At 69.1% G+C, this 25,628-nt stretch carries 23 protein-coding genes and 3 pseudogenes; 11 read left to right on the top strand and 15 right to left on the bottom strand.

Annotated elements, in window-relative coordinates; translation table 11 throughout:
* The first annotated feature begins 375 nt into the window (after positions 1-375).
* Positions 376-765: a VOC family protein gene (locus tag IPM45_03870; GenBank protein MBK9178707.1), complete on the top strand. Its 390-nt coding sequence runs from the start codon at positions 376-378 to the stop codon at positions 763-765.
* 84 nt (positions 766-849) lie between these two features.
* Here the strand turns inward: IPM45_03870 and IPM45_03875 are convergent, their stop codons facing one another.
* On the bottom strand, positions 850-2,562 hold the full coding sequence (locus IPM45_03875; GenBank protein ID MBK9178708.1) for a SulP family inorganic anion transporter: 1,713 nt from the start codon (positions 2,560-2,562) through the stop codon (positions 850-852).
* A gap of 211 nt (positions 2,563-2,773) precedes the next feature.
* Positions 2,774-3,916 carry a methylglyoxal synthase gene (locus IPM45_03880; GenBank protein ID MBK9178709.1) on the bottom strand — a complete coding sequence of 381 codons (1,143 nt, stop codon included), beginning with the start codon at positions 3,914-3,916 and terminating at the stop codon, positions 2,774-2,776.
* Positions 3,917-3,965: 49 nt separating this feature from the next.
* On the opposite strand from IPM45_03880, the gene IPM45_03885 reads away from it, so the two are divergent.
* Positions 3,966-4,640 (top strand): DUF998 domain-containing protein, encoded by a 675-nt coding sequence (locus tag IPM45_03885; protein ID MBK9178710.1) that lies wholly within the window; start codon positions 3,966-3,968, stop codon positions 4,638-4,640.
* Between the two features lie 533 nt (positions 4,641-5,173).
* Here IPM45_03885 and IPM45_03890 read toward each other — a convergent pair.
* Positions 5,174-5,521 (bottom strand): DUF1801 domain-containing protein, encoded by a 348-nt coding sequence (locus IPM45_03890; GenBank protein ID MBK9178711.1) that lies wholly within the window; start codon positions 5,519-5,521, stop codon positions 5,174-5,176.
* Positions 5,522-5,750: 229 nt separating this feature from the next.
* Between IPM45_03890 and IPM45_03895 the strand changes: the two genes are divergently transcribed.
* Positions 5,751-7,220 carry a hypothetical protein gene (locus tag IPM45_03895; GenBank protein ID MBK9178712.1) on the top strand — a complete coding sequence of 490 codons (1,470 nt, stop codon included), beginning with the start codon at positions 5,751-5,753 and terminating at the stop codon, positions 7,218-7,220.
* 127 nt (positions 7,221-7,347) lie between these two features.
* On the opposite strand, the gene IPM45_03900 is transcribed toward IPM45_03895, so the two are convergent.
* The 3 genes from IPM45_03900 to IPM45_03910 all read right to left on the bottom strand — a co-directional run bounded on the left by IPM45_03900 (position 7,348) and on the right by IPM45_03910 (position 9,001).
* On the bottom strand, positions 7,348-7,881 hold the full coding sequence (locus tag IPM45_03900) for a hypothetical protein (protein MBK9178713.1): 534 nt from the start codon (positions 7,879-7,881) through the stop codon (positions 7,348-7,350).
* Positions 7,882-7,990: 109 nt separating this feature from the next.
* Positions 7,991-8,443 (bottom strand): hypothetical protein, encoded by a 453-nt coding sequence (locus IPM45_03905; GenBank protein ID MBK9178714.1) that lies wholly within the window; start codon positions 8,441-8,443, stop codon positions 7,991-7,993.
* A 261-nt stretch (positions 8,444-8,704) separates the two neighbouring features.
* Positions 8,705-9,001, bottom strand: coding sequence for a ParB N-terminal domain-containing protein (locus IPM45_03910; GenBank protein MBK9178715.1), 297 nt, complete (start codon positions 8,999-9,001; stop codon positions 8,705-8,707).
* A 359-nt stretch (positions 9,002-9,360) separates the two neighbouring features.
* Here IPM45_03910 and IPM45_03915 point away from each other — a divergent pair.
* The 3 genes and pseudogenes from IPM45_03915 to IPM45_03925 all read left to right on the top strand — a co-directional run bounded on the left by IPM45_03915 (position 9,361) and on the right by IPM45_03925 (position 11,327).
* Positions 9,361-9,537, top strand: a pseudogene (locus tag IPM45_03915) (DUF1211 domain-containing protein).
* Positions 9,538-9,624: 87 nt separating this feature from the next.
* A pseudogene (locus IPM45_03920) lies at positions 9,625-10,754 on the top strand (IS3 family transposase).
* 48 nt (positions 10,755-10,802) lie between these two features.
* Positions 10,803-11,327: a DUF1211 domain-containing protein gene (locus IPM45_03925; GenBank protein ID MBK9178716.1), complete on the top strand. Its 525-nt coding sequence runs from the start codon at positions 10,803-10,805 to the stop codon at positions 11,325-11,327.
* A gap of 512 nt (positions 11,328-11,839) precedes the next feature.
* Here the strand turns inward: IPM45_03925 and IPM45_03930 are convergent.
* The 8 genes and pseudogenes from IPM45_03930 to IPM45_03965 form a co-directional block, all read right to left on the bottom strand.
* Positions 11,840-12,034, bottom strand: a pseudogene (locus IPM45_03930) (transposase).
* Positions 12,035-12,153: 119 nt separating this feature from the next.
* Positions 12,154-13,149: a transposase gene (locus tag IPM45_03935; protein MBK9178717.1), complete on the bottom strand. Its 996-nt coding sequence runs from the start codon at positions 13,147-13,149 to the stop codon at positions 12,154-12,156.
* Positions 13,150-13,217: 68 nt separating this feature from the next.
* Positions 13,218-13,514: a helix-turn-helix domain-containing protein gene (locus tag IPM45_03940; GenBank protein ID MBK9178718.1), complete on the bottom strand. Its 297-nt coding sequence runs from the start codon at positions 13,512-13,514 to the stop codon at positions 13,218-13,220.
* A gap of 63 nt (positions 13,515-13,577) precedes the next feature.
* Positions 13,578-14,972 carry an IS1634 family transposase gene (locus tag IPM45_03945; GenBank protein ID MBK9178719.1) on the bottom strand — a complete coding sequence of 465 codons (1,395 nt, stop codon included), beginning with the start codon at positions 14,970-14,972 and terminating at the stop codon, positions 13,578-13,580.
* 126 nt (positions 14,973-15,098) lie between these two features.
* A complete protein-coding gene (locus IPM45_03950; GenBank protein MBK9178720.1) occupies positions 15,099-15,326 on the bottom strand; it encodes a hypothetical protein in 228 nt (75 codons plus the stop codon).
* Positions 15,327-15,588: 262 nt separating this feature from the next.
* Positions 15,589-16,839: an aspartate aminotransferase family protein gene (locus tag IPM45_03955; GenBank protein MBK9178721.1), complete on the bottom strand. Its 1,251-nt coding sequence runs from the start codon at positions 16,837-16,839 to the stop codon at positions 15,589-15,591.
* Between the two features lie 67 nt (positions 16,840-16,906).
* Positions 16,907-17,629 (bottom strand): hypothetical protein, encoded by a 723-nt coding sequence (locus tag IPM45_03960; GenBank protein MBK9178722.1) that lies wholly within the window; start codon positions 17,627-17,629, stop codon positions 16,907-16,909.
* A gap of 93 nt (positions 17,630-17,722) precedes the next feature.
* The gene (locus tag IPM45_03965) at positions 17,723-20,323 is read right to left on the bottom strand and encodes an AAA family ATPase (GenBank protein ID MBK9178723.1); all 2,601 of its coding nucleotides are present in this window, start codon (positions 20,321-20,323) and stop codon (positions 17,723-17,725) included.
* Between the two features lie 159 nt (positions 20,324-20,482).
* Here IPM45_03965 and IPM45_03970 point away from each other — a divergent pair, with 159 nt between their 5' ends.
* Entirely contained in the window at positions 20,483-20,962 is a 480-nt protein-coding gene (locus tag IPM45_03970; GenBank protein ID MBK9178724.1) for a DUF1269 domain-containing protein, read from the top strand.
* Positions 20,959-21,273 carry an SHOCT domain-containing protein gene (locus IPM45_03975; GenBank protein ID MBK9178725.1) on the top strand — a complete coding sequence of 105 codons (315 nt, stop codon included), beginning with the start codon at positions 20,959-20,961 and terminating at the stop codon, positions 21,271-21,273. Before IPM45_03970 ends, IPM45_03975 begins: the two co-directional genes overlap by 4 nt.
* A gap of 36 nt (positions 21,274-21,309) precedes the next feature.
* On the opposite strand, the gene IPM45_03980 is transcribed toward IPM45_03975, so the two are convergent.
* Positions 21,310-21,861: a hypothetical protein gene (locus IPM45_03980; protein MBK9178726.1), complete on the bottom strand. Its 552-nt coding sequence runs from the start codon at positions 21,859-21,861 to the stop codon at positions 21,310-21,312.
* A gap of 106 nt (positions 21,862-21,967) precedes the next feature.
* On the opposite strand from IPM45_03980, the gene IPM45_03985 reads away from it, so the two are divergent.
* Genes IPM45_03985 through IPM45_03995 form a run of 3 tightly spaced genes read left to right on the top strand, consistent with a single transcriptional unit; the run spans position 21,968 to position 25,624 of the window.
* Positions 21,968-23,509, top strand: a complete 1,542-nt coding sequence (locus IPM45_03985; GenBank protein MBK9178727.1) for an arylsulfatase — start codon at positions 21,968-21,970, stop codon at positions 23,507-23,509.
* A gap of 53 nt (positions 23,510-23,562) precedes the next feature.
* The gene (locus IPM45_03990) at positions 23,563-23,955 is read left to right on the top strand and encodes an SHOCT domain-containing protein (GenBank protein ID MBK9178728.1); all 393 of its coding nucleotides are present in this window, start codon (positions 23,563-23,565) and stop codon (positions 23,953-23,955) included.
* A gap of 31 nt (positions 23,956-23,986) precedes the next feature.
* Positions 23,987-25,624 (top strand): SulP family inorganic anion transporter, encoded by a 1,638-nt coding sequence (locus tag IPM45_03995; GenBank protein ID MBK9178729.1) that lies wholly within the window; start codon positions 23,987-23,989, stop codon positions 25,622-25,624.
* The last annotated feature ends 4 nt before the right edge of the window (positions 25,625-25,628 follow it).

Genomic DNA, 25,628 nt, shown 5'->3' on the forward strand with positions numbered 1-25,628 from the left:
CCGGCCGGGTCCGGTGGTGCCGGGGCCCACGCCACGTCCAAGCGGGTGTGGCTGGCCTCGTGGAAGAAGGCGACGGGCGGTCAGAGCGCGAAGCGCCCCGACACGCGGGCCAAGCGGGTGGCCGAGGTGGCGGCCAAGGCCGAGGAGGGCGCGTCCAGCCGGGCAGCAGGTCGGCCGGTCGGGCGCCGGCGAGGCGACTGGCGGTTACCGGCCGCAGCTCGACCGAGACGCGGTCAGGATGGTGCCCGTGCGCGCTGCCGCGACCCTGCATGATCCGTCCGGCACCGTTGTCACGGACGCGCCACCGGGGGCTGCGACGTCGTGGACGCTGCGATCTGGGGGCGACCCCCCACGCCCACGAGCGGAGGAGGCATCGTGCGTCTTGGCTATGTGATCATCTACGTGCCCGACGTCGAGGAGGCCGTCGACTTCTACGAACGGGCCTTCGGGATCTCCCGCGCGTTCGTCCACGAGTCCGGCGATTTCGCCCAGATGGCGACCGGGGACACGGCGCTGGCGTTCACCAGTCACCGACTCGGCGAGACCGCGGTACCGATCGCGTACACCAAGCTCGAGCGAGAGGACCCTCCCCCAGGATTCGAGTTCACCCTGCTCGACCCCGATGTCGCCACGGCATACCAGCGAGCCGTCGACGCTGGCGCCGAGGCGGTCGCTGCTCCCCACGCCACACCCTGGGGACAGACCGTTTCGTACGTTCGCGACCCCTACGGAGTCCTGATCGGTATCGCCTCCCCCATGGGCTGAGCGTCCCCGCCCGACCAGGCCGCGGAGGATGGAGAGGAGCACGCCCTCGGTCGCCAGCGCACGGGCCACCTGGACTGACGCACGTCAGGTCGGCGGGCCGCCACCCTCGTCCTGGAAGGCCCGCACGGCCCCGTTGATCGTCGGGAAAACCCGGAACGGGCCGCCGGGCTCGAGCAGCCCGGCCCGCCGAAGGCGGTCGAGGGAGTGGCCGTTGGCCCGGGCCAGGCCCACCACCTCCACCCCGTGGCGGCGCAGGTCGTCGGCCAGCCCGGCCAGCACCTCGGTGGCGGTGGTGTCGACCGACCCCACCCCCTCGAAGTCGAGCACGACCCACCGCTCCTCGCCCGGGTTCTCCTCGAGCACCTCCTCCACCCGCTCGGCGAACCGAGAAGCGTTGACGAAGAACAGCGGGGCGTCGAAGCGGTAGACGAGCAGGCCTTCCTCGGCGGTGGTGTCGTAGTCGTCGGCGTCCACCCAGCCGTCCAGGTCGGCCGAGCGGCCGAGGATGGCGTCGTGGGGGCGGGCCACCCGGACCAGGGCGATGAGCAGGCCGAGGCCGATGGAGATGAGGATGCCGGCGAGCACGCCGAAGACGATGACGGCGGCGAAGGTGGCCAGGGCCAGGAGGAACTCGAGGCGGCTCTCCCGCCAGAGCAGGCGGAAGCCAGGGATCTCGAACAGGCCGACGGCCGCGCTGGTGACGACGGCGGCCAGGGCCGCCGACGGGATGCGCTCGATCACCGGGCCGAGGAACAGGATGCCGGCCAGCACCAAGGCGGCGGCGATGAGGAAGGTGACCTGGGTGACGCCCCCAGCGGCCGACGCTGCGGCCGTGCCGCTGCCGGTGGAGGCGACCGGCATCCCCTGGAAGGCCCCGGCGGCCACGTTGGCGGCGCCGAGCCCCGTGAGCTCCCGGTCGGCGTCGAGGTCGTAGCCCTGCTTGCCGGCCACGCCCTTGGCGGTGAGGAAGCTGTCGGCGTACCCGAGCACGGCCACGGCGATGGCCGTCGGCACGAGGGCGCCCCAGTCCTGGATCGGGATCCCGGGAAGGGCCGGCAGGCCCACGTCGGCGTCGAAGTCGCCGACGAGGCCGATGCCGTGCTCGTCCAGCGAGAACACCCAGGCGACCACGGTCGCGGCCACCACGCCGATCACGGCGGCCGGCAGCCCCTTCATCGAGTACTTCAGGCCGAGGATGAGGGCGAGGGTCCCGAGCCCCATGGCCGCCGTGGCCGGGTCGATCTCGCCGAGGCTCGTGAGGATCTCACCCACCTTGGCCACCGTGGTCTCGGCGTCCACCGGGATGCCGAGCAGCTTGGGGACCTGACCGACGAGGAGGATGACGCCGAGCCCCGTCAGGTAGCCGATGAGGGCCGGACGGGAGAGGAGGTCGGCCACGAGGCCGAGCCTGAGCAGGCCGGCGAGCACGAGCACGACCCCGACCATGAGGCCGAGGGCGGCGGCCGCTGCGAGGTAGTCGTCGCTGCCGACGGTGGCGACGGCAGCGAGGCCGGCGCCGGCCACCGCCGCCGTGCCCGGGTCGGGTCCGACGACGAGGTGGCGGGACGTGCCGACCAGGGCGTACACGGGCAGGGCCACCAGCACGGCGTGGAAGGCGGCGCTCGGCGGCAGGCCGGCGAGAGGCGCGTAGGCCATGCACTGGGTGATGAGGAGCGCGCCGATGGTGAGCCCGGCGAACAGGTCCCCCCGGAGCCAGGCGGGCCGGTACTGCCGGAGCACGGCCAGGCCTGCCGTGGCCTCGACCGGCGGCCGCACGGCGGGGTGGGGCGAGGCCATGAGCCGCACGATAGGGGCGTCTTCCCGGGTAGCGGTCCGACGCCTGCGCTCACGCCGCGCCGCGCAGGGTGGGGTCCTTGGCGCCGTAGCTGCCGACCACGGGACAGGCCCTGTCGAGGAACCTCTCGAAGCGCTCGGGAATGCTCCCCTAGTCCGCGCTCACGGCCCCGAACCGAGCGACCCGCTGCGTCGAGACGGGTCCGATTCAGGTTCACCCAGCCTCGCGCACCGGCCTCGGGTAGTGACGGTCGGAGAACAGCGGCGACGAGATGAGGTAGTCGGCGGTCGCGCGGTTGCAGGCCGTCGGCGTGTTCCACACCACCGCGATCCGGAGCAGCGCTCGGACGTCCGGGTCGTGAGGCTGCGGCTCGAGCGGGTCCCAGAAGAACAGCAGGAGGTCCACGTGCCCTGCCGTGATGAGTGCACCGAGCTGCTGGTCACCGCCGAGCGGGCCGCTCTGCAGCCGGGTGACCTCGAGCCCGACCTCGGCCTGAAGGAGCCGGCCCGTGGTGCCGGTGGCGACGAGCTCGTGGTGCCGCAGCACCTCCCGGTTGAACGCGGCCCACTCCACGAGGTCAGCCTTCTTGTTGTCATGGGCGACGAGAGCGATCTGTCGTCGGTTGGCGTGAGGCAACACGATCACCTTCCCGTGGTCTGCCGTGGCGCGGCCATCGACACTCAGCGACCCTACGGTCGCACGGTGAACCGAGGGAGGACCCGGGGGGAACGCACGGCGACAGCTGCGGCGAGCGCCGGAGGCACACGTCGTTCGCCGCGATGTCGCCCCGGCGACGCTGCGACGACAGCGGCCGTTCCATCGGCTCGGGCACCGTTCGTGGATTGGCCCCACCGGCGTCACGATGATCGGCCGTGCGGATGCACGCAGGATGCGTCGATGCCAGCTGACCGCCACCTCGCGCGTGGAGCACGGGCGTGTCTCACCATGCTGGCGCAGAGCGTCGGGCGCAGCGGCGTCGGCGGATGCTGCGTGATCGGCCAACCAGGCGACCTCGCCCCGCCCGAGTGGCACCCGTCCGCATGCCGGGCCGAGAGCGCGCTCCGACGATGTCCTGGGTGCGGCCGCCGCCGACCGACGGTCAGGCGTGACCTGGGCAGGTACCCGGCTCTCGCTGCCCCACCCATCAGGTCGCTGCGTCCCCCGGTTCGGCGGCACCCTGCTCCTTGCCGGACAGCAGCTCGAGGATCCCGTCGGTGCTGTCGCGGATCGCCCTGATGTTGGTGACCGTCCACCTCGGTGGAGCGGTGTCCGGCGGACCCCGCGTGGACAACCAGGTCCTCTTCGCCCGGCCTCGGCCTGCCAGCACCGGCACCCCACCCTCGTGTTGCCCGACATCGCGGGCGGGCCCAGCGGTCGCGCGTCGCCGACCGGGGATACTTGGCACGTGGCCGAGCACGTCCCAGGCCCTCACCACCGCACGACCCGGGTGTCGGGCGCTCGCCTGCTCGCGTTGATCGCGGCGATCGGGCCCATCGCCTTCATCGCGCTCACGATCGTGCTCGGGGTGTCCTGGGAAGGGTACGACCCGGTCCGGGACACCCAGAGCGAGCTGGGCGCCGTGAACGCACCGCACGGCACCGTCATGAACGTGGCCGGGTTCATGGGGCTCGGGCTCTGCATCCTTGCGTTCGCGGGAGCGTACGGGCTGGTGCTGCGCGGGCGATGGGCCAGGTGGCTCGGCCTCCTCCTGATCGTGGCCGCCGGCACCGGCATGGTCGTGGTCGGGTTCTTCCCCTGCGATGCCGACTGCGTGGACGTGACCGTGACCGGGAGGCTGCACGGCGTGTTCAGCGCGCCGGGCGCGATCGGCCTTCCCCTTGCTGCGATCGTCTCGTCGCTGGTGTTCCGGCTCGACGGGCGCTTCGGTACGGGGTGGCAGCTGGTGTCGTTCTGGGGAGGACTGCTGGCGCTGGCGTCGGGGCCGGTGATCCAGGCCGAGCTGTTCTCGGAGTGGAACGGCCTCGTCCAGCGTCTGGCCATGTGGCCGGCGCTCCTGTGGGTGTCGGCGGTGTCCGTCCGGCTCCACACCCTCGCCTCAGCGGCGGACGGAACTGGGTGACCTGACCGACAGCTACGCCGACTTCCAGCGCCTCGGCGCGGCATCGAGTTCGCCGAACCCGTGCCCAGCCGCACGATCGGCATGTGCTGGCGACGCACCAGTGCCTACCGCGACTTCCTGCCTCGACTCCCGAGGTGTTCGCCGACCTGCCCGAGGGGCTCGTCACCCGTGCGCCTCGACTGATCTCGTCACAGGCGCGGCCGCTCCGGTCGCCGTGGTGACAAGGCCGCGCAGGGGCACGACGGGCGCGCCGCCGCCAGAACGCCGGTAGCCGAGGCCCGATTCGGGGCCGTCCGCGAGGACCGGACGCCCGCCCGGTCGGGGAGCATCTGGCGACCATCCGCATCCCGCGGTTCGTCGCCCGGGGCGATCGCGACCCGCTGCCCCCTGGAGCAGGGTCGACGGGTGGCCGAGGCGCTCGGCGTGGATCTGCACCTGCTGACCGGCGCTGGCCAGGTCCTGCCTCGGAGTGCCCGGAGCAGGTGGCCGACCTGGTTCGAGGGCGCGCCGCCGGCTGAGCGGGCCGGGCCCGGTCAGGCCGTGGTGGCGCGGCGCACCACCTCTCGGATGTCCTCCTCGGGCAGGACGTCGTCGAACCGGACCTGGATGCTGGCCTTGCCGGTCTTGAAGCCGGGGTGGCGGGCCACGAACGCGGCGATGTGGTCGGGCGACGTGGTGGTGAGGGTGACCCCGTCGCGGAGGCCGGCGTTCAATCCGACGTGGCGCCTGCCCACCTTGTAGATCGGGATCTGGTACGAGATCCGGACCTCGGCGTCCGGCACCACGTCGAGGACCAGGGCCTGGAGCCGCTCGAACAGTGCCAGGTGGGCGTCGTCGAGCGCTGCGACGTAGGCGGCGACGGACTCCGAGGCGTCGGGCACGTCGCGGAGGGTAGCCCGGGGCCTGCCCAGGACCCCGGCGCTGTCTGCTCCTGGTCTGTTGGGGACCCACCTGTCGATGAGCCGGCGACCGCGAAGCCGGACTGCCGCGAGCCGACTGCCAGCTGTCACCTGACCCGGCCCGAGCAGCGATCAGCACCCGCGTAGGGGAACACTCCACCAGCGCGCCCCCCGCCACCAGGATCCGCGAGATCCTCGACCGCTTGGCCAAGTGATCCGGTGCACGACCGACACCATCGTCAACGACACCACCGAACCGGCCATCTGCGACGTCGAGTGCCAACCGACTGCCGCCGGGGACGTTGTACTTCGGCCGCCCCTCCGAAGAGCCGACAGAGGCCTCCGGGCTGCCGTGCAGGGTGTCGTCACAGCCGAGCTACCGGGCGGCCCGGTGGTCGCAGCCTTCTCACTTGCCGGGTCGGGCGCGACACTGGCGAGGGAGGCAACCATGAGTGGAGGTATGGCCCGGCTTCGCCGGCGCCATCCGAAGGCTTCCCTCGCGGCCGTGGTGTTCGGCGTCGTCGTCGCCGTGGGTGGTCTTGCGGTGGTGGGCTTCTTCCTCGTCACCTTCCTCGGTTCCAGTCTCTCGTCGCTGGACGACGCCGGGGCGTTCCCCGGGCGGTTGGTTCTCGCTCAGAACGACGACGTTTCCCTCGGCCACAGCGGCCTCGCCGCCGTGCTCCAGGTGACTTCTGACGACCGATCTCCCGAACCGCTCATCACGCTGCCGCCGGGCGCGTCGGTTCACGGCGCTTCCCCGGACGGTCACCTCGTGGTGGTCTCGCCGGGCCTGCTCATCGACCTGAGCACCGGCCAGACCGCCCCCCTGCCTGTGCCGCAAGGGCCCGTCGACGGAGTCCGAGGCGTGGCCGTGTTCTCGCCGAGCGGCAACCGGCTGGCGTACGCGCACACGGTCAGGGGGATCGCGGACGGGCCGATCAGCGGCCTGTACGTCATCGACCTTGCCACTCGCAGGACGACGGCGGTGCTCCCGGTGGAGTGCGCGAGTTACTACAGCACCACGGGCGGAGGCGGCTCCGAGGTGTGCGGTCAGGTCGGGCGTCCGTCCTGGGTCGACGACGACACCCTCGCCTTCTCCTACTTGCGTGGGGGTCTGCCTGGGAACCTCGAAGGATACGGGGACACCGTCGGCTCGGACACGATTGCCGTGCTTCGTTCTGACGGATCGGTCCTGCAAGAGATCGAGACGACCGACGACGTGCTGGGCGTCGCTGGCGGTGTTGCTCTCGTCGAAGGCGAAGACCCAGCAAGCTTCGAGTTCACGGATGGGTGGCTTCCGGTCGAGGACCTGCTCGCCGGACGATACGAACTCCGCCAGGTCGATCACCCGGCCCACCTCGCTCCTGACGGCCGCATCCTCATGGCGGGCGAGAGCACATGGAGGCTCTTCGACCCCCGAACGGGCACCGAGACCGAACCCGACGGTGGCGTGCGCACTGGCGACGGGCCGCGTGAGTGCATCTGGTCGACGGACGGGACCTACGCAGCGTGCTCGATCTACACGGGAGGGGCTCCCGCACTCGTGCTCATCCCCATGGCCGAGCAGGGGGGAGGTGGACGAGTCACGACCTTCGAGTCCGACGCCTATCCGTCCCCGGTCCCGATCGCATGGACACCCGAGGGCGGGCCGACGCCTGTTGGCGTCACCATCCCAGGTTGATCTGTCGGCGGCGTCGACTCGGCCCGCATGGCCCACTGGCCGGTGAGCGACCTCGTCCGCTGGGAGTGACCGGCCCCTCGCAGGCACCGCGCCCAGTTCGGAGCCGCCGTTCGCGTTGTCGCTGCTCTCAGAAGGCCACGTGGGTGTCGCTGACGATCTGCACCGGTCCGCTGTCGGTGAACTCGAGGACGATCACCCAGTCGCCGAACGACTCCAAGTGCCCGATGAGGGCCACCTGGTTCCCGGAAACCACCATGGGATCGTTCAGCTCGTTCGGGATCTCGCCGAACGTGGACACCCACTCCTGCAGCGAGCCGTCGTCGACGCGCTCGACGCGGCCGAGCTCGGGCATGTCCAGGTAGCCGTCGGCGGTCATGAACGACGCCACGGCCTCGCCGTCCTCGGCCATCCACGCCTCGACGTACTGGGCAGCCACGTCGACCATCTCGGCCTGTCGCTCGGTCAGCTCCCCACCGATCGCCTGGGTGCCAACCCGCCCGTAGTAGAGGGGCGATGCGGCCTCGTCGCTGCCCCGCAGCACCCAGCCCGCTGCAACCCCTGCGATCAGCAGCGCGACAGCGATCACTGCGGTGAGAACCCAGCGCCTGGACTGCCGGCTCCTGGCCCCGCTCTCGGGACGGTCCAACATCTCCTGTGCCATGGCCTACCTCCTCGAAACCATGCTCCACCTCCCACTATGTGCCCGACCGTTGGACCTGCCTAGGGTGGGCCATCCCACGGCCGCAGCGCACAGGGGGCGAGCGCCTGGGTCAGGTGCAGGCAGCGTGGTCGCCGAACCAGCCCCGCCCACCGACGCGCCCCCACCGGCCCGCTGCCGGCTTGTAGGCGTACATGACCGCCTCGTGCTGGTAGTGGTAGTCGGTGTGGCCCAACACCAGCCGTGACTTCACGCACACCAGCGACTGGCGGAGCTTCCACCGGCCGGTGACGGCGTCCACGAACACGGCGCCCCGCGGGCCGGCCGGGTAGGCCACGTACACCATCCCCCCCGGCGTGAGCACCCTGTCCACGTTGGCGAACGCGGCGTGCGGCAGCCCCGCCAGGCCGTCCCCATCGAGGTCGTCGTTGGCGATGGTCAGCGCGTCGCGGGTCTTGCCGACATGGGCAACCCCGTAGGGCGGGTCGGTCGACACCATGTCGGCCAGCCCGCCGGCCATCACCCGCTCCACGTCGGCGAGCCGGGTGGCGTCGCCGCACAGCACCCGATGCTCCCCAATACACCCACAGGTCGCCCGTGGTGCTCGTCGGAGGCGCTGCCGCGGGCACATCGTCCTCGCCTGGCACGGGCGGCCCGGGATCGTCGTCGCCGGTGTCGAGGGCGGCCAGCTCCTCCTCCAAGGCCTCCAGCGACCACGACGCCGCCGCCAACAGCTCCTCGTCCCGCTCGCCACCCAGCGCACCATCGCCTCCAGATCACCCGGATCGTCGCTCGCCAGATCCGACGTGCGGTTGTCGGCCAGCGCCTAGGCGCGGGCGGTCACGTCGTCGTCCACCCACACCACCGCAATCTCCGGCCAGCCGAGCTGGCGGGCCGCCAGCAGCGTGTGGTTCCCGGCGATCACCATGCGGTCCGATCGGCGGGCCACGATCGGCTTGCGCTGCCCGAACGTGGCCAGCGACCGGGCGACCGCGTCGACGTCACCACGGCGCGGGTTGCCGGCCAGCAGCAGGAGGGTGTCGGTGGGGGCGGCCAGCTCGGCCAGGTCCGGGGCGATCACGGCGGTCGGGTTGCTGCCGGTTGCGGGGGGTTGCTGCGACACGCCGTTCAGGGTGCCCGGCGCGACTCCCCGCACGGTTGGCAGCGCGCCGGCCAGAGTGGCCGGTCCGCCGACTCGTCAGCTCGGGTGGTGCGGACCAGTCGAGCGCGCCGACCCTCGAGATCTCGGGCCGCTCACGCATCTTCCTCGGAGGATGAACGGCTGCGTGGCTCGGCTGGATTCCGCATTGATCAGCAGGTCACCGAGTGACCGTATCGACCATGCTCGCACCGGGCCTCCCGGCGACGAGGTCGGCGCCTGGTAGACCATCACCAATAGCTACAGACCGATCATCCCGGCCGACAACGAAGCCAGCGGGTGCGCCGAAGGCCCCAGTCGCATTTCGAACCGGTGGAGGCACGGTGACAGACGAAACCGAGCCCGCCGGCGCCGCGGGCACGACACCCGCCGTTTCAGCCGGCAACCAACGCGACCACGATGACGATCGTCTCACAAGCCCTGATCGGCTGACCGCCCTCTCCGATGGGGTGTTCGCCATCGTCATCACGATCCTGGTCCTCGAGATCGCCGTCCCCGAGGGCTTGTCGGGGTGAAGTGACCCCCCTGTAGTGGTCCGGGTGTTGTGCGAGTCCGTTGCCCCAAGATGGGGCAGGAGGACAGCACCCATGACCAAGCGTCGGCGGCACACGCCCGACCAGATCATCCGCAAGCTCGCCGAGGGCAACAAGCTCCTCGCCGGCGGGACCGAGCTCGACGAGGTCTGCCGGCATCTGCAGATCGCCGATTCGACCTGGCACCGGTGGGTCGCGCAGTACGGCGGCATGAAGGCGAGCGATGCGAAGCGCTTGAAGGAGCTCGAGGGCGAGAACGCCCGGCTGAAGAAGCTCCTCGCCGAGGCCGAGCTCGACAAGTCGATGCTCAAGGAGCTGGCCGAGGGAAACTTCTGACCCCGAATCGTCGACGTGCAGCCGTGGTGATGCTGCAGGAACGGTTCGGGGTCCCCGGAACGTCGAGCGTGCCGAGTCGTCGGTCAGCACCGGTCCACCCAGCGGCTCGACCCGCCGATACCGAGCGACGACGAGGTCGAGCTGCGCGCCTTCCTGCGCTTCTCCAAGGAGCGGCCACGGTGGGGTGGCGCCGGGCCGCCAAGGCTGCCCGCCGGGAAGGCCGCAAGGTCAACAACAAGCGGATCCAGCGCCTGTGGCGCGAGGAAGGACTCAGGGTGCCCTACCGCAAGCGCAAGAAGCCCCACCGCGGGATCGGCACCGCCGTCGGCGCCATGTGCCCCATCGCCCCGAACGCCCTGTGGGCGCTCGACTTCCAGTTCGACACCACCGTCGACGGCCGCACCCTGAAGCTGTTGAACATCGTCGACGAGTACACCCGCGAGTGCCCCGCCATCGTCGTGGACCGCTCCATCGACGCCGACCGCGTCGTCGCGACCCTCGACCGGATCGCCCTGCAGCGCGGGTTCCCCGCGTTCGTGCGCTTCGACAACGGTCCCGAGTTCATCGCCATCGCCGTCGCGGACTGGTGCCGGTTCAACCGGGTCGGGTCGATCTTCATCGACCCCGGCTCGCCCTGGCAGAACGCCTGGATCGAATCGTTCAACGGCCGGCTCCGCGACGAGTTCCTCAACGGCTGGCAGTTCGACAACCTCCTCGAAGCCCAGGTGCTCATCGAGGACTGGCGCATCGACTACAACGAGCACCGACCCCACAGCGCCCACGGCGACCTCACACCCAGCGAGTTCGCCGAGGCCTGGACCACCCGACACCAACCAGCACTCGCATAGCGCCTGGACCACTCAACGGGGACCCCTCAGGGGCAGTCCCTGCGCCAGGTGCTCGAAGAGCTACGGCCCACGCTGGTCGCCTGGGTGATCAGCTTCCTCATCACAGGCATGTACTGGGTCGCGCACCGCGACCTGTTCTCCCGCATCCGGGTGGTCAACCGAGACCTCGTCTGGCTGAACCTGCTGTTCCTGCTCCCGGTGTGCCTGATCCCCTTCGCCGCGTCGGTGCTCGGCGAGTACTCGGAGGAGCCGATCGCCCTGCACCTCTACGGGGTGGTACTGATCGCGGCGACGTTGATGCGGCTCGTCCTGTACTGGTACGTGGCCCGACGCCCCATGCTGCTGTCGACCGACCGGGCAAGAGCCGGTCTGCTGTCGCCCGACCGGGCAGGAGTCGGTCTTGCGATCGGGGCCTCCCCTCTCGTCGTCTACGTCATCGCCATACTCCTCGCCGATCTCTCGACCTCCGCCAGCACCGCGCTCTACTTCTCGGTCCCTGCGCTGTACTTCCTGCTCGTCACGCTGCTGCGGGACCGGGCCCGCACCCGTGCCGAAGCCGACGAGTTCTCCTGAGGAGCAGCCGCCCCACGATGGTCGACGTGTACTCCGACTGCGTCGACGTCGGTTGAGCTCGTCGACGGCGTCGCGCTTGCGGCCGTGCACGACTCTGGTGACTCGGCGCCGACGCCCCGTGACCGGGTCGACGCCGGCGGACACGAAGAGGCGCCAGCTGCCGTTCCCGTGGGGTGTGATGGACCCTCGCACCGCTGCGATGGTGCCACGACCGTGTGGCCCGGGTTCCGCAGTTGGCAGGCACATGAGGGGCCCGGATCGGGGGTGTGACCTGCGAGAACGCGTCTGTTCCGTCGAAGGCCGCGTGTGTCCACGCGCGTTGAAGCAGGCGTGAGGGGTGTTTGGCCTGTTCAGGCGGGGTGGAGGTGGGTGACGCGGGGCGGCAGGGCGATGCCGCAGGCGCCAAGAATGCCCGTTTGGACGTCGGTGAGCGCGGTGGTCTGTTCGACGGTCCCGGCGGTCCCGTGGAGCGTGACGGTGTGCACCCGGCCCAGTTCGGTGTTGATCCGCCGCCACGTGTGCCCGGTGCGGCGCTCGGCGACGCGCACGAGGAGCAGGGCGAGCCAGCACAACAGGACGTGGGCGCGGATGCGGGGTTCGATGCGGTGGAAGACCGGTCGCAGCTCGAGGGTGGACTTGAGGTCCCGGAACCCGCGTTCGGCTTCGAGGAGGTTCTTGTAGCCGAGCGCCACATCCTCGGCCGAGAGGTCGGGGTGAGCCGTTTCTGACTTCGCGCGACCGGTTGGCGCTTGATTCAGACCGCATGGCGGGGTGGCCGGCGGGTGGTTGGTGGTGATCGTGTCGGGGGTCGAGTCGGCGGTCAAGGTCATGGCCGGTTCCGGTGCTGTCGATGCCAGACGCGGCGTTTGCGGTCGGCCCGCTCGAGTCCGTCTCGTCGGGCCTTGCGGATGGTGTCGCCGCGTCCTTCGTGCTCGTCGTTGGGGGTGACGTAGCCGATGGCCTCGTGGAGACGGACCGAGTTGTAGTGAACCTGGATCCGTTGGAGCTCGGAGGCGAGCACGGCGGGGTCGGTGATGGCGAGCAGGTGGGGGTGCTCGTGCTTGACGTGACCCCACAGGGTCTCGATCCATGCCTGGTCGGTCGGTGTGGAGGGCCGCCCGAAGTGCTGGGCGATGGAGCACATGGCCAGGAACCGGCGGGTCTCCCGGCAGCGCATCTCGGTGCCGTTATCGGACACGGCCAGCAGCAGCGGCACGTCGGGCAGGTCGTCGTCGGGGACGGTGTCGTCCAAGTCGGCGAGCCGCTCGACGAGGGCGTCGGTGAGCAGCCCCTCGGCGTCGAGGGCCTTCAAGAACAGGACCTTGACCTGGGTGCCGGTCGGTTCGGGGGCCAAGATGGTGGCGATCCACTTGCGGGAGACGATGTCGACGATGGCGTAGGCGTACTTGGACGCCACGCACCGCTCGAACTGGGAGCCGTCCCAGCACCACAGCTGGTTCGGTCGCCATTCGGTCCACTCCGGCCACGGCTGCTTGTGCGAACGCCCTGGTCGGCGGCCTCCGGTGAGCCCCAGGCCGTGGCGGGCCAGCACCCGGTCCACCGTCGAGGGCGACACCCACACCCGGCCCAGGTAGGAGCCGCGGTGGGCCAGCTTGCGGTGCGACAGGTCCACCGGACCCCACTCCTCGAACAGCGCCACGATCGCCGTCTCCTCCCAGCCCAGCAGCCCGTGGACCGGGTTCCCGCCCGGCGAACGGTCGGCCAGGGCACCGATGGCGGCTCGGGCCTGCCAGCACCACGCTCGGCGACGGTCCAGCTCCAGCGCGCCGCACACCCGACCCCACGACCAGCCCGCCGCCATGGCGTCGTCGATCAGCTCGAGCAGGCGACCCTTGGCGGCCTCCTCGACACGCGCCGGGATCGGGCCGCTCAACCCCAGCTCGCTTTTCCCCGCAAGACGGCCAGCTCGACGGCCTGCTCGATGATCACCCCGCCGAGACGGTCGACCTCGGCCCGGAGCTTGGCCAGCTCCGACAGCTCCGCCGGCGTCTGCTTGCGGCGGCCCGGCGTCGACGCCGTCAACGCCGCGATGGCCCCATCCTTGGCCACCCGCCGCAGCGTCGCGATCGTGGTGCGGTCCACACCCGCCTCGGCCGCCGCGTCCGCCTGGGAGATCTGGCCGCACAACATGCGCACCCACAAGTCGTACTTCTGCTCGGGCGACAAGAACCGCTTCGGTCTTCTCGGCGAGGTCATCCTGGCCCTCCTCAGGCAAGGCCAGCGACCCTCTCAGATGCGGTCTGAAAGAACGCGGATCCTGTCGCGCGAAGTCAGCGGCAACACAGCCGAGAGGTCGGGGTCGCTGGTGGACAGCAGGTACTTGCCGTCGAGGCGTTCCTCGGCCGTGGTCTTGGATCGGTCGATGACGAGCCGCCCGGACGGGAGCTGTCGTAGCCACCGGCCCAGCGACGGGTGGTCGCGTAGGGCGCACTCGGCGGCCCGGTGGACCGCCTCGGGATCCCCCTTGCCCTTGTCCTTGGCGGTCTTGGCCTTCTTCCGGTCGCGTTCGCGGGCGGTGCGGATGCGTTCGAGCTCGGTCTCGAGCCGCTCGAGGGCGGCGTCGCGCTGCGCCTTGTCGCGTTCGGCTTCGAGGGGGTTGTGGCACACGATCCACCGCTTGGCGCTGTCGTCGTCGAGGCGGACTTCCTTGACCCGCAGGTTGTCGCGCACCGTCTGGTAACGACCCTGGCGAGCGAGCGCCGTCTGGGCGTCGGGGGAGCCGTCGCGCATGCGTTCGCCGGCGATCCAGTGCCCGCCAGCGCGGCGCAGGTAGGCGAGGTTGGCGTCGGAGGAGAACCCGCGGTCGACCACGGTGACGACCCGGCCGAGCCGCCAGCCGCGCAGCCCGTCTTTCACCTCCGGCAGGATCGAGTTGTCGTTGGTGTTGCCGGGCCACACCCAGCAGCGCACCGGTATCCCCTCGCGGGTGACGGCGAGGCCGATGATGATCTGCGGGAGGTCGGGCCGGTGGTCCTTGGAGTGCCCCTTGCGGCGCAGGTCGTCGACATCTTCGGTCTCGAAGTAGGTCGACGTGGTGTCGAAGAACAACAGATCGACCTCGAGGTTCAACAGGTCGGCGACGGCGAAGAACACCGCTTCTTGCACCTGGGCCTGCGCGTCGGCCGCCACGAGCAGGTCCATGGCCCGATAGGCCTGATCCTCGTCCATGGCGTCCAGCCCGGGGATGGCCACGTCACACGATGCCCACTCGGCCGCCGCCAGCTTGGAGGTCGGGTCGACGGCCCGGTTGGCGACCAGGGCGAACAGGACCCGCTCGACGTCGGTCGTGAACCGCCGGCCCCCCAGCACCGCCGCCAGGGCGCGGTCGACGCCGAGCTGGCGCCACAGGCCGTCCAACAACCAGGCGGTGCCCATGGGCCGTGACGAGACGACCTCGAGCGCGTCGGCCGGCCCGCCACCACCACGAGGGTCGGGTTCGCCGAGGTAGCGGTTGATCGACCCGACCAGGCGCCGCAGGCCGTCGGGGTCGAGGCGGTCTTCGCGGCCCAGGTTCACCAGGACCTCGGCCTGGGTCACGCCGTCGACGCGGCGGTTGTGGGCCAGCTGCACGTACCGCACCACCGACCCGTCGGTGTTGCGGCGCTGCGTGGTCCGCAAGTACATGCCCACACCATCGCGGCTCTACCGCATCGATGCAGGCATCGGCAGACGAAGTCGTGTGCCCACGTTTTCGGGCTCGTCAGCCGACCAGCAACCCGCTGACCAGCACTTTCGCGCGCCGAACCCCCCTCATGTGCCCATCAACTGCGGAACCCGGACGAAGCACGGCAGATCCGCGAGCGACACATCCGAACGGTCCTTGGTCATCACCGGGCCGCCACACTCCGCGCACCCAGGACGAGACCCCCGCGTCGCGACGGTGACCACCAGCTGCCCGTCACGCTCCACCACCTCGAGCACCTCGACATCGGGCAGACCAACCAGCAGCTCGCAGCTGCGCGTAGCATCCAAGGACACAGGGGCTCCTCGATCTCGAGACGTCAGACATCTCCAGATTCGTCGAGCCCCTGTCTCGCGCCCGGGACCTCAGCTGATCACAAGACCCCGCTCATCCGCGAAGCGCCACTTTCGCGCGCCGAACCCCCCTCATGTGCCCATCAACTGCGGAACCCGGGTGAGCCACTCATCAGTCGATCGATCCGCGTTCGACGATCCACTCGGCAGTTGCCGGGGAAGCGACGGCTCCGACTTGGTTCGCTGCTGGTTGTCCGGATGTCGACTACGCCAGCTGCTGGCGGACGTCTGTGAGCGCTCCTTCGAGGATCTCAACCGCTGTGCGCACTTCGTCGTCGCTGATGATCAGCGGCGGCTCCAGTCGGATGACGCGTGGGTTGTTCAGGGTGTAGGCCGCGCACATGCCGCGCTTCAGCATCTGTCCGACGGTCAGCTCGCAGGCGTCGTCGGTCGCGAACTCGACACCGATCATGAGGCCCTTGCCGCGCACATCGACGATGAAGTCCGGGTGCCGGTTCTGCATCTCCCGTAGGAGTTGGAGCATGAGTGCACCCCGGTCGCGTGACCGGGCGACGAGGTTCTCGTCCTGTACGACCCGGACGGCGGCGAGGCCGGCAGCGCACGCCAGGGGGTTTCCGCCGAAGGTGGACGTGTGCATCAACGGGTTCTCGCAGAACACGGCCTCCCAGACCGCCGCCGTGCCCATGGTCGCGCCGATCGGCATGACGCCACCGCCGAGCTGCTTCGCGAGGGTCATGATGTCCGGGGCGACGCCCTCGTGGTCGCAGGCGAACATCGCACCGGTGCGCCCAATGCAGGTTTGCACTTCGTCGGCGATCATGAGCGCGCCGGTACGGTCGCAGGCGTCGCGAATCGCTCGGAGGTACCCGTCCGGAGGTACGTGGATGCCTCCCTCACCCTGGATCGGTTCGACGATGAAGGCGGCGGTCTGGACGTCGATGGCGGCGACAGCGGCTGCGGTGTTGCCGAAGGGGATGAACTCCACGCCGGGCATGAGTGGCTCGACGCGGGTGCGGTACTTCTCGCGTCCGGTCGTGGCGAGCGCACCCAGGGTCTTTCCGTGGTAGCCGCCGTCCGTCGAGATGATCTTGCTGCGTCCTGTGGTGATCTTCGCGAACTTGAGCGCGGCCTCGACGGCTTCGGCGCCGGAATTGCTGAAGAACGTGTACTGCAGACCCGCAGGCGCGATCCTGGCCAGCTCGGCTGCAAGATCGGCAGCAGGCTTGCTGAAGAATGCCTTGCCGCTCATGGCCAGCGAGTCGAGCTGCTCTCTCACTGCGGCCACCACCGCGGGATGACGATGCCCCAGGGCGAAGGTGCCGTATCCGCCCAGGCAGTCGAGGTACCGGCGACCGGCGTGATCTTCGATGTAGCAGCCCTCGCCATGTACTTCGACCCCGAAACCGGCGAACGCCAGGTACTCGGCCAGGTAGGGATTGACGTGGTCTCGGTAGTTGGCGAACACGTCGGCGAAGTAGGCGTCCGGATCAGGCATCGGTCTCGAAGTGTCGACGAAGCTCCCGGCAATCGAATCACCCCGGGCAGGGTGATCGATGCGGCGATCAGCCAGCAGCCGGCCCGGACACCGGCTCGAGGCCGAAGCCTTGTGGTGGGCGCCGCACCAGCAGCACGATGCTCACCAACGCGATCCAGGCCGGTACGGCATACACGGTCGGTGTCGCGATGCTGATATTGACGAATGCGATCACCCCGATGACGTAGGTCAGCACGACCAACCAGCCGGGAAGCGCACCAGTGGCTCGGCCCAAACTGGCGGTTGAGAGCATGACCAGCGTGGCGATGCGCGGCGCGAAGACCGACAGCACGACCGCTGCGCCGGCACGGAAGACCGAGACCGTTTCGGGGTCAGGGCTTCGGTCGCCGACAGCGAGCAGCACCGATGGTGCAGCGAGGAGTGCCGTGCCTGCGAACAGCAGTCCTGCGAGGAGGACGCTGGAACCGAAGAACACGGTGCCGAACAGACGCGGTTCGCGGTCGCCGAGGCGTCCGCGCACCACTCCCACGAACCAGAGGAAGGCGATCGTCGACACGACAAGGATCTGCAGCCACACGATCGCGGCCGTGGCGTTCGAGGTGTCGGCGTAGTACTCGTTGATCTCCTTGTCGGATGCACCGATGCCCGGCACGCTGAGCAGACCACGCAGGGCAATTGCCCACCCGACGGCACACACGATCCCCGCGATCGCAGCAGCCTCGATCGATGCGAGTCGTCGGCGAATCCGTTGTGATGGGATGAGCGGATCGGTCGGCTGGTTCAGGCTCATCGGCGTGTCCGGGGACGTGGGTCCGGAGCCAGCAGGACCCCGGCGTGGATCAGATGTTCGTCGATGAGATCGACGGGCCGGATCGGTTGTGGGCTACAGCAGTCCACGAGCCCGACCCGCAGCGACCGCTTGCGAACGTGAGGACACACCCAGCCGGCGATACAGGCTGCGAACGTGGGTCTTCATCGTGTTGAGGGAGATGTACAGCCCCGCGGCGATCTCGCGGTTGGACAGGCCCGTCGCGAGGTGTCGGAGGATCTCCAGCTCACGACTGCTCGGCAGGAACGTTGCACCTGGGCTGTCGACCGTTCTCGGAACGGGCGTTCGCGAGCGAAGTCGTTGCGCCAGTTCGTCTCGGTACGTGCCGCTGGGTGCTCGGCGCAGCGTCTCGCGGAGCACGTCGTCGAGCGGACCGGCGTCGACGAGCAGCGACCGCATGAACCGATGCTCCTCGGCGATGGTCAGCGCAGACTCGATGAAGTGTTCGACATCACGGGTCGATCGACCGAGTGCGAGTGTGGCCCGTGAGCGAAGGAGCAGCACCTCCAGCTCGTACCGAGGCCACTGGTGCGTCTCGACATTGTCGAGGATGCCCGCCGCATCCTCGGGACGCTGTTGTGCGATCGAGAGTCGAGCCGCTTCGAGCTGTCGCCGCGTCCCCGTGGGCGTCGCGCGAACGAGTTCCTCCGCGCGAGCGATCTCACCGGCCAGCAGATGGAGGTGCGCACTGGTCGCAGTGACCCTCGACAGCAGAGCCGCTGATGCGTCCACCTGCTCGGCGAGCGACGCCGCTCGAGCGATGGTCTCGAAGGCGTCGTCCATACTGCGTCGCTCGACGAGGAGCCAGACCTGGTCCACCAGGCAGAGCAGCTCGATGGCCGGCCGTTCCCGCTCGACCGTGCACAGCGCCTGCTCGAGCAGGGGTTCGGCGAGGTCGAGTTCGAGGCGTTCGAGGTGCACTGCAGCGACGACGCGGAGGGCCTCACCGGCCGCATGGTGCTGACGAGTCCCGCTTGCGTCCGCGAGCTCGAGCGCGGCTCGTCCGAGCCGATCGGCGGTGTCCAGGTAACCGGCATCGCCCTCGATGGCGCCGTGTGCGCCCGTGACGACCACCTCGGCCATCGGCGGCAGTTCCTGCGCGGCTCCGGCGGCGGCGAGTCGGCGGACCCCGTCGAGGTCGTCGAGGTAGTGCCTGATTCGGGATTCGGCGACGGTCAGCTGCCGCGCGATGTCCTCGGATGGGTCGAGCAGCTGTCGAGCACGGATGGTGTGCGACATCGCCCGTTGGGCGCCGCCCCGGGCCATTTCCCAGAACGCCTGCGCCGCCGCGAGCCGACCTCGAAAGACGGGGTCCACCTGCGTGTCGTCGAGCAGTGCAAGGCGCCGCAACCACCGACCGGCTTCGTCGAGCGCACCGTTCATCCCGACCGTGAGGGCGAACTCGAGTGCGAGCTCCCGCTCCTGACCCAGCGTCGCGTCATCGAGCAGGTCGATCAATCGAGTCGGCCGGAGCGGAACCCCGGAGAAGTAGATGCGGACGAGGCGGTCACGAAGCAACGTGACGGCGCGCGAGGTCGCCCGAGCGCGGACTGCGTGATATACGGCGAGGTCGAGATCGCCCTCGCGCTCGTACCACTCCGACGCCGTCTCGTGCAGTTGGAGTTCCCGTTGCTCGTCGCGCAGGCGCAGCTCTGCCTGCAGGAGCTGCGCGAACAGGTGGTGATACCGGTAGCGCCGGCGCTCATGGTCGAGCGGTACGAGAAAGAGTCCGCGTGCCTCGATGTCTCGAAGTCGTTGGTGAGCATCGAGGCGTCCGGTGATCGCGTGGCACGCTCGAGCATCCAGCTCGCGGAGCACCGACGTCGCAAGGAGGAAGTCGGTGACGTCATCGGGCTGCTGCTCCAGGACTTCCGCGGTCAGGTAGTCGGCGAGACTCCGGTCCGTTGCCGCAACCGCGTCGAGGTAGGCAGATGCGTCGTCGCGGTCGCGAAGCGACAGACCTGCGAGCTGCAGCCCAGCTGCCCACCCCTCGGTTCGATGGGCGAGCAGCGACACAGCATCGCTGTCGAGGACAGCGCCCAGCCCCGCGAGCAGTGCGGCTGCCTCGTCCTCGTCGAAGGCGAGCTGTGCGTTGCGGATCTCGGCGAGTCGGCCTTCCACGCGCCAGCGGTGCAGCGGCAGTGGCGGCTCACTGCGACTCGCCAGTATCACGCGATGGGCTGGGGGTAGCCACTCGATGAAGGCGGAGAGCAACGGCCACAACGACTCGTCGGCAGCATCGTGGAGGTCGTCGACGATGATGACGAGGGGCTCGGTGACAGCGCGAAGCTCGTCGCTGAGGACGCCGATGGCAGTAAGACCCACCCGGCCGTCGAGTTCGATCCGGTCGAGCGTGTCGTCGCCGAACGACGGTTCGCAGATGCGGACCGACGTGACCAGCGTGGTCCAGAACCGCAGCGGGTCGGCGTCGCCGCTGTCGCACGACATCCACGCACATCGCATTGCCGGTCGCGTTGCCAGCCATGACGAGAGCAGCACTGACTTGCCCGCCCCTGCGTAGCCGAGCAGCAGGGTCAGCGACGATGCGCTCGATGCGTCGAGCCGGTCGAACAGCCGGTGCCGCTGCACCAGACCCGAACGCAGAGAGGGAGGTGTCAGTTTGGAGACCGGCGGTTTGAGCGGTGGTGTTGCCATGCGTCGGGTCCTCTCCGCGAGGCTACGTCATCCGGTGGTTCGTCGGCGTGGGGAGCTCGAAGTCACCCACCCCGGGGTGATTCGACACCGTACGGGTTCGTCGAGACTGCGAAGCCGACGCCGTGCATCGGACCGGCAGGCAGCCCTGAGGAGACAACGATGCCCCCGACGACCGTTCCACGTACCGACACGGGACGAAGGCTGGTGCCCGATCTCGCGCCGGTGGAGTACATCGTGATCGACTTCCCGGGCAATCGCTTCGACGGTTCGATCATCCCGGCCTTGGTCGATCTGGTCGACAAGCGCACCGTGCGCATCCTCGACCTCGTCTTCGTCAAGAAGGACGACGACGGCAGCGTGCTCTCGTTCGAGTTCGACCAACTCGACGAGCTGGGGGGTTTCGCGTCACTCGACGGCGATGCCGGCGACGTGCTGAGCGACGACGACGTGCGCGACCTCGCAGCCGACATCCCTGCGGGTTCTTCGGCATTGTTCATCGTCTGGGAGGACCTGTGGGCCGCCGACCTCGGGCGAGCGGTCCGCAACGCCGGGGGTGAGGTCCTGATCGGTGGCCGACTTCCACATCAGGTGGTCACCGACATCATTTCGAGCATCGAGTCGCAGGAGGTCCCGTCATGAGGCGTAGAGGAGTCGGTCGGCCGGCACAACCGAGTCTGGTCAACACCGCAGCGAGAACGGCCGTCGTCGTCGGCACCGCCAGCGCCGTGAGCAACAAGGCGGCGTCGAACCAGGCGGCCAAGGCACAGGCCGCGGCGCCGGCACCACAGGCGCCTCAGGTCGCGCCGACTGGTGCTCCTGCCACCGCTGCGCCGGCGGCTCTGTCCGACGATGTCTACGACCAGCTCAGGAAGCTGGGCGAGCTGCGAGAGGCAGGCATCCTCACCGACGACGAATTCCAGGCGAAGAAGACCCAGATCCTCGGGCTGTGAGCCTGTCGTCTGCCCGGCCGACGCGAAGACTCACGTTCAGAACAGCAGCCGCTTGAGGACGGCGATCCCGGCGGCGCACCCGAATGCCAGCACGGCAAGGCGAACGCTGCGCAACGGCGACGCACCCCCTCGCCGCGACTCGCTGTGGACGAGCAGCGCTAGGAGTGCGGCTGCGGTGAGGCGGCCGCTGAGCATCTTGACGTCGTCGGGCACGATGAGCACCACGAGGCTCGTCGACGCGGCCGCCACTGCCGGGATGAGCAGGTGAGCCAGCACGTACTCGGCGGTCGAGTGGTGAGCGTGCTCATCTCGCACCAGTTGGATGGCGATCGTGGCGGCGAACCAGTGTGCGAGTGCCAGTCCGACCGTTGAGATCCAGATCAACGCGACCAGCTCGGCCGGCTGCGGAGCGGCGGAGTCGTCGCCGACCGCGAGCGCGGCGAACAGCGTGACGCACGTGTAGAAGCCCATCGTGACGGCCTCCCGGCGCAGGGCGCTGTCCTCACCGATGCGCGGCAGCTTCCGATGGAACGACGATCGATGGGTCATCGACCGCCGACAGTCGTGCACCCGCAGCACCATGCGCATCACCCCGTCGAGGATGAGCTGGGCCCGGCTCACCCCGCCCGGGGTGATGTGGCTCCGCCCACAGACGACTGGACTGTCACGGCCGCGTTCTCGAAGGGAGCTTCGCATGCCGAACGGCCAGCCGAACATCGTGGTGATCTGGGGCGACGACATCGGGATCACGAACCTCAGCTGCTACAGCCACGGCGTCATGGGGTACCGGACGCCGAACATCGACCGGCTCGCCCGCGAGGGCATGATGTTCACCGACGCCTACGCCGAGCAGAACTGCACCGCCGGCCGCTCGGCCTTCATCACCGGCCAGTCCGTCTACCGGACCGGATTGAGCAAGGTCGGGCTCCCCGGGGCCGCCATTGGCCTGCAGGCCGAAGACCCCACCATCGCCGAACTCCTCAAACCGCACGGCTATGCCACGGGCCAGTTCGGCAAGAACCACCTCGGCGACCTCAACAGGTTCCTGCCGACCGTGCACGGCTTCGACGAGTTCTACGGGAGTCTCTACCACCTCAACGCCGAGGAAGAGCCCGAGCGTCCCAACTATCCGCCGGCCGCCGACTTCCCGAACTTCCGGGAGAACTGGGGTCCGCGTGGTGTGCTGAGGTGCTTCGCGACCGACGAGGACGACCCGACGGAGCACCCGCGTTGGGGGCGTGTCGGCAAGCAGACCATCGAGGATACCGGCCCGCTCGACGCGAAGCGGATGGAGACGATCGACGACGACATCGTCGCGGCCGCACTGGACTTCATCGAGCGTCAGCACGCCAGCGGCACCCCGTTCTTCACGTGGATCAACACGACCCACATGCACCTGTTCACCCACCCCAAGCCCGAGAGCGTCGGCCAGTCGGGTCGCTGGCAGTCCGAGTACCACGACACGATGATCGACCACGACCGAAACGTCGGCGAGATCCTCGACAAGCTCGACGAGCTCGGGATCACCGATGACACGATCGTCATCTACTCGACCGACAACGGGCCCCATGAGAACAGCTGGCCCGACGCGGGCACCACGCCGTTCCGTAGCGAGAAGGCGAGCAACTGGGAGGGTGCCTTCCGCGTCCCCGAGGTGATCCGGTGGCCCGGACGGATCCCGGCCGGCTCGATCTCCAACGAGATGGTGCACCACTCCGACTGGCTGCCGACATTCGTCGCTGTCGCCGGCGACGACGACGTCGTGGCGAGACTGAAGACCGGCCACACGGTCGGAGACCGAACGTTCAAGGTGCACCTCGACGGTCACAACCTGCTGCCGTACCTCACCGGCGAAGCGGAGAAGTCTCCACGGACGAGCCTGGTCTACTTCTCCGACGACGGTGACGTACTCGCGCTGCGCTACGACAACTGGAAGGTCGTGTTCCTCGAGCAGCGCTGCCGCGGGACCCTGCAGATCTGGGCCGAGCCGTTCGTCAAGCTTCGGGTGCCGAAGCTGTTCAACCTGCGAATCGACCCCTTCGAGAACGCCGACATCACCTCGAACACGTACTGGCAGTGGCTGATGGAGAACGCATTCATCGTCGCCGCGTCACAGCACGTGATGCGTGAGTTCCTCCTGACGTTCCTCGAGTTCCCGCCGCGACAGAAGGCGGCGACGTTCACCGTCGATCAAGCCCTCGAAATGCTCACCGATGCCCTGAAATCCGGGGCCTGACCACCCAGATCGCGTCCCGTCAAACCTCACACCACCAACCGAGAGAGAGACCCATGCTCGCCTACGACTTCCCACTGCTCGCCATGTTCTGGACCATGATCTTCTTCTTCCTCTGGGTGGCGTGGATCATGCTCGTGTTCCGCGTCGTCATCGACATCTTCCGCAGCAAGAACCTCGGCGGCGTCGGCAAGGCATTCTGGGCCCTGTTCGTCATCCTGATCCCCTGGCTCGGCGTGTTGGTGTACCTGATCGCTCGCGGCCGATCGATGGCCCAACGTGACCACGCCGACGCCGTCGCTCACGAGGAAGCGGTGCAGGCCTACATCCGCCAGACTGCGGGCTCGGTCAGCACGGCTGACGAGATCTCCAAGCTCGCGGCGCTCCAAGCACAGGGAGTGATCACCGACGCCGAGTTCGCCCAGCAGAAGGCCAGACTGCTCGACTGAGCGATCGACCCTCAGCGTGATCCGCCGGCTGCTGCGTTCCCGACCGTCACGCCGCGACCTGACCGCCGGGGTCGTGCTCGGCGTCCAGTCCGTCCCCGATGGTTTGGCGACCGGTCTGTTGGCCGGGCTCAACCCGTCAGCAGGTCTCTACGGCTACATGGTCGGAACGGCGACCGGCGCCCTGGTGACGAGTTCGACGTTCATGGCGGTGCAGGGTACGGGCGCGATGGCGATGGTGATCGCCGACGTCCCAGGTCTCAATGGAGCGGGCGCGCCTCGGGCCCTGGCGACACTGTCGGTCTTGACCGGAGCGGTCATGCTCGTGGCAGGGCTGCTGCGCCTCGGCGCCGTCCTGCGGTTCGTCTCGAACGCCGTGATGGTCGGGTTCATCAACGCGGTCGGCGTCAACATCGTGCTCGGCCAACTGGCCAACCTCACGGGCTACAGCGCCGACGGCCCCAATCGTGTCGTGAGGGCGGTCAACACCCTCGTACGACCGGACCGGATGAATGCGCCGACCCTGGCGGTCGGTCTCGCGACGATTGCGATCATCATCCTGCTCGGCCGCACCCGGCTCGGCGCCATCGGCCTGGTGATCGCCGTCATCGCGACCTCGGCAGCGGCATACATCGGCGGCTGGGAACAGGTTGCGACCCTCGGTGATCTCGGCATCGAACTCGACTCGCTCCCGTCGTTCGAAGTCCCGCAGCTCCGCTCCGTGCCCATGCTGATTATCCCGGCGGTGTCGCTGGCGTTCGTCGGGCTCGTGCAGGGCGCCGGCATCTCTGCGACGTTCCCGAACCCGGACGGCACCTACCCGGACGGGTCACGCGACTTCGTGGGGCAGGGTGCCGCGAACCTCGCGTCCGGCGTGCTGCAGGGCATGCCCGTCGGTGGATCGGTGTCGGCATCCGCAATCAACAAAGAGGCCGGTGCGCAGACCCGGGCCTCGCTCCTGACGGCGGCCGTCGTCATGGCCGTGGTCGTCGTGGCCTTCGGCGACGCGGTCGCGAACATCGCCATGCCGGCGCTCGCTGGGCTCTTGATGCTCATCGGCATCCGGACGATCAAGCCCGCCGACCTGACGACCGTGTGGAAGGTCGGCACCGTTCAGAAGGTCGTGCTGACCGTGACGTTCGGTCTCACGATGCTCGTGCCGCTGCAGTACGCCGTGCTGATCGGCGTCGGGCTCTCGATCGTGCTCCACGTCGTCCGCCAGTCCAACCAGGTCATCGTGCGCCAGCAGGTCCTCGAGGCCGACGGTCACCTCGTCGAGGCCGATCCGCCGGCGGTGCTTCCGCCTGGCGCGGTGGTGATCCTGCAGCCCTACGGAAGCCTGTTCTTCGCGGCCGCTCCGGTGATCGAGGCCATGCTGCCCGCGGTCGGCCCCCAATCGTCGGGATCGGTCGTCATCCTCCGACTCCGCGGCCGCACAGACCTGGGCACGACGTTCATGGACATGCTCCATCGCTACGCGACCACACTCGTCGCCGCCGGCAGCAAGCTCAAGTTGGCGTCGGTCAGCGATCGCGTGCTGGAGCAGCTGCGCATCGCCGGGATCACCGACGTGATCGACACCGACGACCTGTACGCAGGCACCGAACGGGTCGGAGCCACCCTCACACGGGCGCATGACGACGCGCTTGCCTGGGTGGACGCCCGACGGTAATCGG

The sequence above is a fragment of the Acidimicrobiales bacterium genome, assembly GCA_016716005.1.
In the GTDB taxonomy this organism is placed as follows: Bacteria; Actinomycetota; Acidimicrobiia; order Acidimicrobiales; family JADJXE01; genus JADJXE01.